This window comes from Campylobacter sp. US55 (assembly GCF_004378955.1).
In the GTDB taxonomy this organism is placed as follows: Bacteria; Campylobacterota; Campylobacteria; order Campylobacterales; family Campylobacteraceae; genus Campylobacter_D; species Campylobacter_D jejuni.
On the sequence record NZ_RYYF01000005.1, the window covers coordinates 18,919 to 31,476 of the forward strand.

The 12,558-nt window shown below is 30.0% G+C and carries 11 protein-coding genes and 1 pseudogene; 7 read left to right on the plus strand and 5 right to left on the minus strand.

Annotated features, from left to right (window positions below; translation table 11 throughout):
- Positions 1 to 3: 3 nt before the first annotated feature.
- Both ELQ07_RS04420 and nth read right to left on the minus strand, forming a co-directional pair.
- On the minus strand, positions 4 to 654 hold the full coding sequence (locus tag ELQ07_RS04420; protein ID WP_070316920.1) for a DNA/RNA non-specific endonuclease: 651 nt from the start codon (positions 652 to 654) through the stop codon (positions 4 to 6).
- A complete protein-coding gene (nth, locus tag ELQ07_RS04425; protein WP_070316921.1) occupies positions 651 to 1,277 on the minus strand; it encodes an endonuclease III in 627 nt (208 codons plus the stop codon). The genes ELQ07_RS04420 and nth overlap by 4 nt, the downstream gene beginning before the upstream one ends.
- Positions 1,278 to 1,357: 80 nt before the next feature.
- Here nth and peb4 point away from each other — a divergent pair, with 80 nt between their 5' ends.
- From peb4 to ELQ07_RS04450, 5 genes are all read left to right on the plus strand, one after another.
- Positions 1,358 to 2,179 carry a peptidylprolyl isomerase PEB4 gene (peb4, locus tag ELQ07_RS04430; RefSeq protein WP_070316922.1) on the plus strand — a complete coding sequence of 274 codons (822 nt, stop codon included), beginning with the start codon at positions 1,358 to 1,360 and terminating at the stop codon, positions 2,177 to 2,179.
- Positions 2,179 to 3,243: a class II fructose-bisphosphate aldolase gene (gene fbaA / locus ELQ07_RS04435; RefSeq protein WP_070316923.1), complete on the plus strand. Its 1,065-nt coding sequence runs from the start codon at positions 2,179 to 2,181 to the stop codon at positions 3,241 to 3,243. The genes peb4 and fbaA overlap by 1 nt, the downstream gene beginning before the upstream one ends.
- Before the next feature lie 94 nt (positions 3,244 to 3,337).
- A complete protein-coding gene (locus ELQ07_RS04440) occupies positions 3,338 to 4,780 on the plus strand; it encodes a MotA/TolQ/ExbB proton channel family protein (RefSeq protein ID WP_070316924.1) in 1,443 nt (480 codons plus the stop codon).
- The gene (locus ELQ07_RS04445) at positions 4,777 to 5,730 is read left to right on the plus strand and encodes an OmpA family protein (RefSeq protein WP_070316925.1); all 954 of its coding nucleotides are present in this window, start codon (positions 4,777 to 4,779) and stop codon (positions 5,728 to 5,730) included. Before ELQ07_RS04440 ends, ELQ07_RS04445 begins: the two co-directional genes overlap by 4 nt.
- The gene (locus ELQ07_RS04450) at positions 5,717 to 6,592 is read left to right on the plus strand and encodes a 1-aminocyclopropane-1-carboxylate deaminase/D-cysteine desulfhydrase (RefSeq protein WP_070316926.1); all 876 of its coding nucleotides are present in this window, start codon (positions 5,717 to 5,719) and stop codon (positions 6,590 to 6,592) included. Before ELQ07_RS04445 ends, ELQ07_RS04450 begins: the two co-directional genes overlap by 14 nt.
- On the opposite strand, the gene ELQ07_RS04455 is transcribed toward ELQ07_RS04450, so the two are convergent.
- The 3 genes and pseudogenes from ELQ07_RS04455 to ELQ07_RS04465 all read right to left on the minus strand — a co-directional run bounded on the left by ELQ07_RS04455 (position 6,584) and on the right by ELQ07_RS04465 (position 10,347).
- The gene (locus ELQ07_RS04455) at positions 6,584 to 7,927 is read right to left on the minus strand and encodes a sodium-dependent transporter (protein ID WP_070316927.1); all 1,344 of its coding nucleotides are present in this window, start codon (positions 7,925 to 7,927) and stop codon (positions 6,584 to 6,586) included. The two genes, ELQ07_RS04450 and ELQ07_RS04455, sit on opposite strands and share 9 nt — an antisense overlap.
- A gap of 50 nt (positions 7,928 to 7,977) precedes the next feature.
- Positions 7,978 to 8,647 (minus strand): annotated as a pseudogene (locus tag ELQ07_RS04460) (MOSC domain-containing protein).
- Positions 8,644 to 10,347, minus strand: a complete 1,704-nt coding sequence (locus ELQ07_RS04465; protein ID WP_134224788.1) for a protein-disulfide reductase DsbD — start codon at positions 10,345 to 10,347, stop codon at positions 8,644 to 8,646. The pseudogene ELQ07_RS04460 and the gene ELQ07_RS04465 overlap by 4 nt, the downstream one beginning before the upstream one ends.
- A gap of 94 nt (positions 10,348 to 10,441) precedes the next feature.
- Here ELQ07_RS04465 and ppk2 point away from each other — a divergent pair, with 94 nt between their 5' ends.
- Together ppk2 and ELQ07_RS04475 are read left to right on the plus strand one after the other, a co-directional pair.
- Complete coding sequence (ppk2, locus tag ELQ07_RS04470; RefSeq protein ID WP_070316929.1) at positions 10,442 to 11,323, plus strand: polyphosphate kinase 2; 882 nt, start codon at positions 10,442 to 10,444, stop codon at positions 11,321 to 11,323.
- A gap of 8 nt (positions 11,324 to 11,331) precedes the next feature.
- Entirely contained in the window at positions 11,332 to 12,522 is a 1,191-nt protein-coding gene (locus tag ELQ07_RS04475; protein WP_070316930.1) for a M20 family metallopeptidase, read from the plus strand.
- The last annotated feature ends 36 nt before the right edge of the window (positions 12,523 to 12,558 follow it).

The window sequence follows — 12,558 nt, forward strand, 5'->3', positions numbered from 1 at the left end:
ACCTTAAAATTTATCACAATTTATTTGATACTGTTTAATATTTTCATCATTTACTTCATGGTTTGGTACTTGATAACATTCTTTAAATTTCGGAGTTTTAATAATTTTTACATAAAAACTTGGTATAGCAATACGGTTTTTAATGTATTGTGGTTCTTTATCGTAAAGTACTAAATTTAAAACTTCGATACTTTGAAATTTTAAAGCTAAACTTCTTTCTCTTTGTTCGATTTCACTCCAAATTTTATTATTTATTTGAGCAATTTGTGGGGTAATATTGCTCATTAAAAATACTGAATTTTGAGCAGCTTTACTAAAGCTAAAAGAAGCATTGGGTGCAGTGTGTCCTCGCGTGTAGCCGCTGTTTTTATAATCACTCCAAGTAGTGCGGTATTTTTTAGGAATATTTGTATCATCTTCAAAGCGCGGCCGTTTTTTAATTTGCTTATCTTTCAAATTTGAAGCTTCTATTTTATAAGCAACGGCTTTTGTACCTTTGAGTTTATAATCATAGCAATTTAGATAAAAAAACTTATCTAAGATTTGCGAACAGTTTATATTGTTAAAATAAGAAGAAAAATTAGCACTAGGCTTGTAAGGTTCTAAGGCAAAAATATTAAGAGATATAGCTAGTGAAAAGATGAAAATTTTCATTTAAGTTCCTTATCTTTACTTTTGCAAAGATGATTTAAAAAACATTCTTTACATAAAGGTTTTTTAGCTTTACAGGTATAACGTCCAAAAAGAACCATGGCTTGATGAAGATAGTTAAGATTGTCTTTAAATATGCCTGTTAAATCTTCTTCCGTAGCTTCTGGAGTTTTTGCTTTGCTAAGTCCTAAGCGGTGAGAAACTCTAAAAACATGAGTATCTACAGCCATGAAATTTGCTCCGCACCATTCTATTAAAACTACATGAGCGGTTTTTTGTCCTACGCCTGCTAATGATTTTAAATTTTGTTCATCAAGGGGAATTTTTCCGTTAAAATTTTCACAAACTGCTTTTGCCATTTTTATAAGATTTTGTGCTTTATTATTAAAAAATGAACAAGTTTGTATATAGGTTTTAAGGCTTGATAAATTTGCATTTGCAAGGGATTTGATATCAGGATAAGCCTTAAAAAGATCAGGAGTGATGAGATTGACTCTTTTATCAGTGCATTGGGCTGAAAGCATCACACAGACTAAAAGCTCGTATAGGTTTGAAAATTTAAGCTCTGTTACAGGCTTGTCAAAATGTTTTAAAAAAAGTTCTTTGATTTCTAAATTTCTTTTCATTTTTTAATTTTAGTTAATTAGCTTTAAACCAAGTTTAGATATAATTGATTTTATATACATTTTATTAAAAAGGAAACCTAATGAAAAAATTTTCTTTAGTCACAGCAGCTTTGATTGCAGGTGTAGCTTTAAATGTAAATGCAGCTACGGTAGCCACCGTTAATGGCAAGAGCATTAGTGATACAGAAGTAAGTGAATTTTTCGCCCCTATGCTTAGAGGACAGGATTTTAAAACTTTGCCAGATAATCAAAAAAAAGCTCTTATTCAGCAATATATTATGCAAGATTTAATTTTGCAAGATGCTAAAAAACAAAATTTAGAAAAAGATCCTTTATACACAAAAGAACTTGATCGTGCAAAAGATGCAATACTTGTTAATGTTTATCAAGAGAAAATTTTAAATACTATTAAAATTGATGCGGCTAAAGTTAAAGCTTTTTATGATCAAAATAAAGACAAATATGTAAAACCTGCAAGAGTGCAAGCAAAACATATCTTAGTAGCGACAGAAAAGGAGGCTAAGGATATTATTAACGAACTTAAAGGTTTAAAAGGTAAAGAACTAGATGCTAAATTTAGCGAGCTTGCTAAAGAGAAATCAATTGATCCAGGTTCAAAAAACCAAGGTGGTGAGCTTGGTTGGTTTGATCAATCAACTATGGTAAAGCCTTTTACAGATGCTGCTTTCGCACTTAAAAATGGTACTATTACTACAACTCCGGTAAAAACGAATTTTGGTTATCATGTAATCTTAAAAGAAAATTCGCAGGCTAAAGGTCAAATCAAATTTGATGAAGTAAAACAAGGTATTGAAAACGGACTTAAATTTGAAGAATTTAAAAAAGTTATCAATCAAAAAGGCCAAGATCTTTTAAATAGTGCTAAAGTGGAATATAAATAATGGGTGTTTTAGACATTGTAAAAGCAGGGGTGATTAGCGGAGATGAGCTTAATAAAGTTTATGATTATGCCAAAGCAGAAGGTTTTGCTATCCCTGCTGTTAATGTTGTAGGAACTGATTCTATTAATGCAGTTTTAGAAGCTGCAAAAAAAGTTAACTCTCCAGTTATTATTCAGTTTTCAAATGGCGGGGCAAAATTTTATGCAGGGAAAAATTGTCCTAATGGAGAAGTTTTAGGTGCAATTAGTGGGGCTAAACATGTGCATTTACTTGCTAAAGCTTATGGTGTACCTGTGATTTTACACACTGATCATGCTGCAAGAAAACTTTTGCCTTGGATTGATGGGCTTATTGAGGCAAATGCACAATATAAAAAAACCCATGGACAAGCTTTATTTAGTTCTCATATGCTTGATCTTAGCGAAGAAAGTTTAGAAGAAAATCTTAGCACTTGTGAAGTTTATCTTCAAAAACTTAATGTTTTAGGTGTCGCGCTTGAAATAGAACTAGGTTGTACAGGTGGCGAAGAAGATGGAGTGGATAATACAGGTATTGATAATTCCAAGCTTTATACCCAACCAGAAGATGTAGCACTTGCATATGAAAGACTTGGAAAAATTAGTGATAAATTTTCAATCGCAGCAAGCTTTGGAAATGTACATGGAGTTTACAAGCCAGGAAATGTTAGTTTACAACCTGAAATTTTAAAAAATTCGCAAAAATTTGTAAAAGATAAATTTGCTTTAAATAGCGATAAGCCTATAAATTTTGTATTTCATGGCGGTAGCGGTAGTGAGCTAAAAGATATTAAAGATGCAGTAAGTTATGGCGTAATTAAGATGAATATTGACACAGATACTCAGTGGGCCTTTTGGGATGGGGTGCGTGAATATGAACTTAAAAATAGGGTTTATTTGCAAGGACAAATTGGAAATCCAGAAGGTGATGACAAGCCAAATAAAAAATACTATGATCCGCGTGTTTGGTTAAGAAGTGGTGAAGAAAGCATGATAAAGCGTCTTGAAGTCGCTTTTGAAGATTTAAACTGTATAAACAAAAACTAAGCATTTTAAAGGCTTAGTTTTATTTTGTTTTAAAAATTTTTATCAAATTAAGTAGCAATCTTTAAAATAAAATTTTTAATGAGGTATTGGTTTCATGGATATTAAATCAGATGAAATTTCAGAACTTGTTTTGCCTGAAGGCAAAGATGCAAGAGGTTCTTTGGTTTATTTTAAAATTATTTTTATTCCAGCTTTTCTTTATATTTTGATTTTATTGGGTTATTTTAATGTAATTGACTTTAAGGTTGAATTACATACGGTTATTATGACAGGTGTGATTTTTTTTACAGCATTGATTTTTGCTAGACATAGTGCTGAGTATGCGTATAGTATTTTTGAACAACAAAAAGATGAATTTAAACAGGCTTTAAAAAGATATATTATGAGGCATTTTCTTGCCATAGGTAAAGACACAAAATCAAATGCCAATTTTGATGACTTTGCTTATACATATATTAAAGGTGCAAGAAATGAGAATTTTGCTAGTATAGGTTCGGCAATTTTTCCAATGATGGGAATTTTAGGGACTTTTATCAGCATAGCTTTTTCAATGCCAAATTTTAGCTCTAGTGATACAGCCGCTTTAGAACAAGAAATTGCAGATTTGTTAAGTGGAGTAGGAACTGCTTTTTATGTTTCAATTTATGGAATTTTTCTTGCATTATGGTGGATGTTTTTTGAAAAATATGGTAAAAGTAAAATAGATCGTTTACTAAATCGTCAAAAAAACGCTACAAGTGGATTTTTTTGGACAAAAGAAGAGCTTGATCAAAGATATTTAACCGAGAGTTTGCAACATTTTGAAAAAATTGGAGCAATTTTTAAACAAGTTAGTAATGATGATTTTTTTGCAGAGCTTGATCATGCTATTGATAGAAAATTTGGTATTTTCCAAGATATGCTAAATGTAGAAGAAAAGGCTATTAGATTAAGTAGTGAACACATCAAACAAACCATGGGTGAGCTTAGTAAAGCACAAAGAGATCAACGCGATCTTGGAAAGCTTTATAGTGAAATGTTAAATGGTATAGGTTTGCTCAATCAAAATTTAAAAGAAATCAATACAAGAATGTCAGAACAATATAATCGCTTGCTCGATATCAGTAGTGATAAAATTCATCATCTTGATAAGACGCTAAGTGCATTCGATGAAAAAGTAGAGCGTTTTGGTAAAAATTTTGAACTTTATGAAAAAGCAATGTTGGAAAGTCAAGAAAAGGTTTTTGAGGGATTTAAAGCAAGCTTGTTTGAAGGTATGCATAAATTTAAAGAAGTATACGAAGAAGAAAAAAGTATCGATGCTAAAATCAAAATGATGGATGAGCTTAAAAAAGAAATGAAAGCACTTGATGAAGAAACAAGTCAAATGATGAGCAAGCTTTCTGGGGGTGAAAATCAGAATAAAGAAAATGAAACCAAACAAATAGAAGATTTTTCAGAGTCTAAGACTGAAGAAAATCAAGATGAAATTCAAGCAGAAATATCTAAGCAAGAAAGCAATGATGAGTTAAAAAATGAAGATAAAGAAAATAAATGAAAAATGAGTCAAAAGAAGATAGCAATTTTTGGATAGCTTATGCTGATTTAATGGCAGGATTGATGTTTGTTTTTATTTTGCTAATAGGTGCTATTGTTGTAAAATATGTTTTAACTCAAAGTGATTTAAAAGAAATCAAAGATAATCTCAATAAACAAGAGGCGCGCTTAGAGGAGAGCAAAGAAGAGCTTAGAAATAAAGAAGCCATAGTGTTTAAACTAAGTTCTGATTTAAACAATGCTTCTAGTGCTTTAAATCTTGCTAATTCTCAAAAAGCAGAATTAGAGGCTAATATTACAAATTACAAGCAGTTAAGTAAAGATTTGAACTCAACTTTAGATAATAAAGATAAGCAAATTTTGATTTTACTAGGTCAACTAGAGAAAAAAGATGAAGAGCTTAAAAATTTACAAGAAGATTTTCAAAAAGCTAAAGAAAAGGTACAAAATCTTGGTTTGATTCGTGAAAATTTAAGCAAGGAATTGCAAAGCAAACTTGATAATAATATCACTATAGATGAAAAGACAGGATCTATTTCTTTGCCTGCTGAAGTACTTTTTGATAAAGATTCTTATGTGTTAAAAAATGAGGCAAAGGCAAGTTTGAGAAAAATCTTAAGCGAATATTTTGATGCTATTCTTGAAGATCCAAAAATTTTTTCTAACATTGAAAATATCATTATTGAAGGACATACTGATAGTGATGGATCTTATATTTATAATTTAGATTTGTCGCAAAAAAGAGCTTATGAGGTGATGAATTTTATCTATACTTTTTATAAGGGTGATAAGCTTCAAAAGCTTTTAATGGCAAGTGGACGTTCTTTTTCAGATCCTGTGTTTGTTAACGGAGTTGAAGATAAGGATAAGAGTCGTCGCATAGAAATAAAATTTAGCATTAAAAATGATAATGCTTTAAAGGATGTAGAAAAATTCTTTGAATTTCATTAAAACAATTAGTCCTATACAAAAAATCAATTTTAACGGATTTGAATTTTATATTAAAAGAGATGATTTATTAGGAGAAATTAATGGAAATAAAGCTAGGAAACTTGCTTTTTATATCCATCAAAGATATCCTAAAAATCAATCTTTTGTAAGTTATGGAGGAAGCCAAAGTAATGCTTTGGCGGCATTAAGTATTTTTGCTAAACAAAGATCATATAAGCTTGTTTTTGCTTGTGAAAAAATTTCTACTTTTCTTAAGAATAATCCTTGTGGAAACTATGCTTTAGCTTTAGAAAATGGTGTTGATTTTGTAGAAAATATCCATTCTTTATCCTTAAAGCAATTTGCTTTTTCTTTGTGTAAAAAAGATGATATTTTTATAAAACAAGGCATAGCTAATTTAGAAGCTCAATATGGCTATATGGAACTTGCTCAAGAAATTCAAATGCAAAGTCAAAGTTTAAAGCTTGATTTTGATATTTTTTTACCTTCGGGTACAGGCACTTCGGCAGCTTTTTTGGCAAAGTATTCTAAATTTAAAGTATTTACTTGCGCTTGTGTAGGTGATATTAAATATCTTAAAAAACAAATTTTAACATTAGATCCAAGCTATGATTTTTCAAATTTAGAATTTTTAACAAGTGATAAAAAATATCACTTTGCTAGACCGTATAAAGAATTTTATGAGCTTTATATGGATTTAAAGTTAAAGTGCAATATAGAATTTGATTTGTTGTATGATATTTTAGGATTAAGTATAGCATTAAAACAAGAGTGGAAAAAACCATTGCTTTATATACATCAAGGTGGAATTTTAGGAAATTCCACTATGTTAGAGAGATATAAATTTAAAAAATTAGTTTAAAATTCCATAGATAAAAATGATTAAAATAATCAAAGGTACTATATATTTTACATAATAAAACCAAATTCCAAACCATGAACTTTTAAGTGTATTGTTATTGCTAAGTTCTTTTAGACTTTCTTGTTTGCCTAAAATCCAACCTACATAAATGCAGCAAAAAAATGCAGTTAAAACAAACAAAATATTTCCACTAATGAAATCAAAACTATCAAAAATGTTTTTTCCTTTTATGATAACAATGTCACGCCAAGGCCCATAAGTTAGAATACAAGGAAGATTGCCAAGTATGAAGATAAACCCTAGAGTTAGGTTAATAGAAAGATTTTTAGAATATTTAAATTTTTCTTCTAATACGCTAATAATAACTTGATAAATTGGCAAGCTTGTGGTTAAAGCTGCAATCAAGAGTAAGACAAAAAATAAAATACACACAATGGTGCCAAAATGGATATGAGAAAATGCTATAGGTAAAGTTTCAAAAACCAAAGAAGGCCCGCTATCTGGAGCAAGTCCCGCTGAGAAAAGTGCTGGAAAAATCATAAAACCAGCCAAAACAGCTATGATAGTATTTAAAACCCCTGTATAAATAGCGGTTTTTGCCATATTTTCATTTTTATTAAGATGAGATGAAAGTGTTATCATTACCCCAAAACCTAAGGATAAAGCAAAAAAGACTTGTCCTAAAACATCGATTAAAAGTTTTGGTGATAAAATTTTACTAAAATCAGGTTCAAGATAAAATTTAACTCCAGCCATAGCTCCATCAAGGGTTAAATTGCGTCCCACAACAATAACAAGACAGATAAATAATAAAGGCATTAAAAATTTTACGGATTTTTCTATACCATCTATAATGCCTCTTTTTAAAATAATATAATTAATAATTACAAAAACAGTGGTAAAAATACCAACTCCTAAAGGATTGAAGGCTATTTTGTCGTTAAAAAACTGATGAGTAAATTCTTTGCTTACTACATTGGCAAGGCTAAAATTCCCTAGGGTTAATTCCCAAATATAAACTAAAACCCATCCTCCAAGTACCATGTAGTAAGCCATTATGCCAAAGCTTCCTAAAAGTCCCATATATCCAATACTTTGCCATTTTTGTTTAAAAGCATCTACGCTATTTGTCATCGCTTTTCTGCCTATGACATTTTCAACTAAAATAACAGGAATGCCTATGATAATCATAGCTATACAAAAAACTAATACATAAGCACCGCCACCATTTTCTCCTACAAGATAAGGAAAACGCCAAGTTGCTCCAAACCCTATGGTTGCTCCAGCAACTGTTAGAATATAAGTTAGTGTGCTGCTCCATGTTTGTCTTTGCATGATTATCCTTTCAAAAAAGAATTATTTTACCTAAAAATAACTTTAAAAACTTATAAGCTATCCATATAGCTTATATCGTAAGTATTTTTTAAGCGTTTGTGTATCGTTTCGTGCCAATTTTGAGATATGAAAGAGTTTAATTTTCTAATTTATCTAATAAATTCGGATTTTGTCTAAGAGCTTGATGTAGGGAGTAAAAAAGTTGATCGAGTTCAAATACACTAAGTGAAGTAGAATTTTTTTCTAAAATTTTAATGTTTTCATGCTTTCGTATTTGTCCAACTTGTAAAACTTTATAATACCATCCACTCAAACCCGTTTTAAAAATTTCATGTGTAAAATTTGAATTATTGTGAATTTTAGAAATTTTTACACAAGGTTTTCTAGGTTCGCTTACTTGCAGTATTGCATTTGAAATTTGATGTATATCACCTATGCAAACATTTTGTTCACAAAGCCCATCGATGCTCACATTTTCATCCATTGAGCCAAAATTTAGCTTTTTATTAAGAAATCTTTCCCATATATAATAAGTTTTGACAAGAGTTGGCAAAAATAAGCCTTATGGTAGCCTCCATGATGAATTTTATCAGCTATTTGATCATCTAAAATACCTAGAAAATTAATTTGTGTTTCTTCTAGATAAGTATCTTTAATAAATACGTTTTGGAAATTTTTATAGTTTTTAATTTTACCTATTTGCAAACTTTGAATTTTCATGGTTCTAGTTTTTTTAATAAATCATCAGCACTGATAAAACCCGTGATTTTTAATTTTTCTTTTCCATTTTCAAAGAAAATTAAAACAGGTGGGCCAAAAACATTAAATTCTTTCATGGTTTTAATTTGTTCATTATTATTTTCGCTTACATCAACTTTGATAAGTTTGTAATTTTGCATTTTTTGTATGATTCTTTCATCGCTAAAGGTTAATTCATCTAAAAGTTTGCAATTTTCACACCAAGATGCAGTAAAATCAAGCATTATGGGCTTTGTATTTGTTTGTATTTCTTGCTTTAATTGTTCAAAATTGTTGATATAATCATAGCTTAAAGCATGTTTTGAGGCAGATATAGTATTGAAATTTAAAGGATTTAAGAAATTTTTAGCCCCAAAAAGTCCCCCTAGGAAAATACTTAGAGAATAAGCTAAAATAAGAATTAAAATACTTTTTTTAATTTTAGAAATTATTGTAAAACTTTTTTCAAAAATTCCCATAAAAACACTAAAAAATACACCTAAAATTCCATAGGCAATTAAAATGTAATTTTCTTCAATAATTCTAGAAAGTATCCAAATAGCCATAGTCAACATAACAAAACCAAAGAAAATTTTTACTTTTTCCATCCAAAAACCAGGTTTAATAAAACCTAATCCTAAGCCTATGAAAAGCAAAGGTATACCCATGCCAAAACTCATGATAAAAAGCGCACTACCGCCTAATAAAGCATTGCCTGTATTGGCTATATAAATTAAAGCACCTGCTAAAGGAGCTGCTACGCAAGGACCTACTATTAAAGCAGATAAAAATCCCATGATGGCTATACCTAAAACTCCTTTCCCTTTTTCGCTTTTTTTATGTATAAAGGTTTGAAATTTTAATGGCAATTCAAAACGAAAAGCTCCAAACATAGCAAAAGCAAAAGCTATGAAAATTAGAGCAAAAAGAATTAAAATAATAGGTTTTTGTAAAATTCCTTGAATACTTGCTCCTAGAAAACTTGCTATAACTCCAGCAATAGCATAGGCTAAAGACATGAAAAAAACATAGATAAAAGAGAGAAAAAAACTATATTTTTTTGAAAATTTAGCATTACTTTTTGCTACGATAAGAGAAGATAAAATCGGAATCATAGGTAAAATACAAGGTGTTAAGGAGAGTAAAAGTCCATAGCCAAAAAAACTTAGCAAAATCCAAAAAAAGTTATCTGTTGCTAAAAAATTTGCTATAGAGCTTTCTTCAGATTCAATTTTAGTTTTTTTATCTGTTTTTTGAGTTTTGTAAGGTTTTGAAATTTCAAAAGCATTTTTTTTAGAAATGAGATCAAAGTACCAAGTTTGAGGATTATAACACAAGCCTTGTTCGGAACAACCTTGAAATTCGAGTTTGATTAAATTTGTGGTATTTTTTGCAAAGCGCTCTAGTAATAAATTTGGCAAAGCTAAATTTAATTTTTGATAATAAACATTTTCATTATCTCTTGTAGAACTTTGAGGTAGATTAATCAAAGAACTTATATCTTTTTCGTTTATATATAATTTAAGTTTATTAGAATAAAGATAAATATCTTTTCCAAGTTCAATATCAATTGAGATAGAGTTATTATAAGAGTTTGATTTTACATTAAAAGCTTCCTTTAAAGACAATATAGAAGCAAAACATAAACAAAAACTTAATAAAATAATACCAAAAATACGCATAAATTTCCTAAAAACTTATTTTTTCCTTTATTTTTAGCTTCAATTATAATTTATTATGGTAAATTTGCTTTAAATACTTTATAAAGGTTTGAAAATGCAAGAAAATAATTCTCCAAAAACGCAAGTGGCTGTTAAAAAGAATGAAATTTATGTTTCTGTTAAAAGAAAGAAAAGTACAATAGAATATGAAAAAGATTTAAAGAATTTGCAAATTGAGCTTTTGAAATTTCAAAATCATGTTAAAGCCAAAGGTTTAAAGGTTCTTATACTTATAGAAGGGCGTGATGCGGCTGGAAAAGGTGGAGCGATTAAACGTTTGATTGAGCATTTAAATCCGCGTGGTTGCCGCGTTGTGGCTCTTGAAAAACCTAGTGATGTGGAAAAAACACAGTGGTATTTTCAGCGTTATATAGCACATTTGCCCTCAGCCGGTGAGATTGTGATTTTTGACAGATCTTGGTATAATCGTGCAGGAGTAGAACCGGTTATGGGTTTTTGTACACCGCAACAACATAAGGATTTTTTAAGAGAGGTGCCTTTGTTTGAAAATATGATTTCAAATAGTGATATTATTTTTTTTAAATTTTATTTTTCAGTATCAAAAGATGAGCAAAAAAAACGTTTTGAAAAACGCCGAAGTGATCCACTTAAACAATATAAATTATCTCCTGTGGATCAAAAATCGCAAGAATTATGGGATAAATATACTTTAGCTAAATACTCTATGCTTTTAGCATCTAATACTCCAACTTGTCCTTGGACTATTATTTCTTCTGATGATAAGAAAAAAGCAAGATTAAATTTATTGCGTTTTATACTTTCTAAGGTAGAATATCCAAATAAAAAAACTGGAGATTTTTCCAAAATTGATGCAAAATTAGTGCGTAGCGGAGAAGAAGAAATACGAAAAATGGAGGCGAATTTGGAAAAACTTGACAGTAAAAAAGCAGATGAAAAAATAAAAGATTTAGATTAAGGAAAAGAATGCAAAAGCTGGTTGAAAATTTAGCACTAAAGTACTATGATAAAGTAGTTGATTTAAGACATCAAATTCATATGCATCCTGAGCTTGAATTTGAAGAAGAAAATACAGCTCGTTTAGTGTGTAAAATTTTAGATGAGTTTGGCATTAAATATCAAAAAAATATTGCAAAAACAGGAATTTTAGCTACTATAGAAGGAAAAAAGAAGAGTCAGAAAAAACCAAAATGCGTTCTTTTAAGAGCGGATATGGATGCTTTGCTTGTACAAGAAAAAACTAATCTAAGTTATGCTTCAAAAATTGATGGTAAGATGCACGCATGTGGACATGATGGACATACAGCAGGACTTTTGGGAGCTGCTTTGATATTAAATGAGCTCAAAGATGAATTTTGTGGCACGATTAAATTTATGTTTCAGCCCGCAGAAGAGGGAAGCGGTGGAGCTAAACCTATGATAGAATCAGGTGTATTGGAAAATCCTTATGTTGATGCGGTTTTTGGTTGTCATTTATGGGGGTCTTTGCTTGAAAATACTGCTCAAATTGTAAGTGGCGAAATGATGGCTGGAACGGATATTTTTGATTTGGAATTTATTGGCAGAGGAGGACATGGAGCTCATCCGCATACTTGTATAGATCCTATAATTATGGCAACGCAATTTGTAAATAATATACAAAGTGTTGTTTCTAGGCGTTTAGCCCCTTATGAAGCAGGGGTGATTACCGTAGGTCAAATTTGTGCAGGAACTACTTATAATGTTATTCCTACAAATGCTTATTTAAAAGGAACTGTGCGTTTTTTAAATGATAAAACACAAGATATTTTAAAAAGTTCTCTAGAAGAAGTGGCTGCTGCTACAGCAAAATCTAATGGTGGAGATTATAAGCTTAAATATACTAAAGAATTTCCTCCATTGATTAATGATGAAAAAGCTGCTTTAATAGCAAGAAAAGCTTTTGCAAAGGTCTTAGGAGAAGAAAATATCATTGTTTCTTCTAAACCTGACATGGGGGCTGAAGATTTTGCTTTTTTAACACGAGAAAGAATGGGAGCTTATGTATTTGTTGGAATTTCAAAGGATTTAAATCATCCAGCTTTGCACCATAGTTCTACTTTTTGTTGGGATGATGAAAATTTAAAAGTTTTAATGCAGGGTGATGTGATGATGGCTTTAGAATTTTTAAATTTATAAAATAGAATTAAAAATTCACAAAAAATTCACAAAAAA

Excerpts from the sequence above, each read along its gene's own strand:
- ELQ07_RS04420 (WP_070316920.1), bottom strand. The coding sequence starts at position 654 with ATGAAAATTTTCATCTTTTCACTAGCTATATCTCTTAATATTTTTGCC.
- nth (WP_070316921.1), bottom strand. The coding sequence starts at position 1,277 with ATGAAAAGAAATTTAGAAATCAAAGAACTTTTTTTAAAACATTTTGAC.
- peb4 (WP_070316922.1), top strand. The coding sequence starts at position 1,358 with ATGAAAAAATTTTCTTTAGTCACAGCAGCTTTGATTGCAGGTGTAGCT.
- fbaA (WP_070316923.1), top strand. The coding sequence starts at position 2,179 with ATGGGTGTTTTAGACATTGTAAAAGCAGGGGTGATTAGCGGAGATGAG.
- ELQ07_RS04440 (WP_070316924.1), top strand. The coding sequence starts at position 3,338 with ATGGATATTAAATCAGATGAAATTTCAGAACTTGTTTTGCCTGAAGGC.
- ELQ07_RS04445 (WP_070316925.1), top strand. The coding sequence starts at position 4,777 with ATGAAAAATGAGTCAAAAGAAGATAGCAATTTTTGGATAGCTTATGCT.
- ELQ07_RS04455 (WP_070316927.1), bottom strand. The coding sequence starts at position 7,927 with ATGCAAAGACAAACATGGAGCAGCACACTAACTTATATTCTAACAGTT.
- ELQ07_RS04465 (WP_134224788.1), bottom strand. The coding sequence starts at position 10,347 with ATGCGTATTTTTGGTATTATTTTATTAAGTTTTTGTTTATGTTTTGCT.
- ppk2 (WP_070316929.1), top strand. The coding sequence starts at position 10,442 with ATGCAAGAAAATAATTCTCCAAAAACGCAAGTGGCTGTTAAAAAGAAT.
- ELQ07_RS04475 (WP_070316930.1), top strand. The coding sequence starts at position 11,332 with ATGCAAAAGCTGGTTGAAAATTTAGCACTAAAGTACTATGATAAAGTA.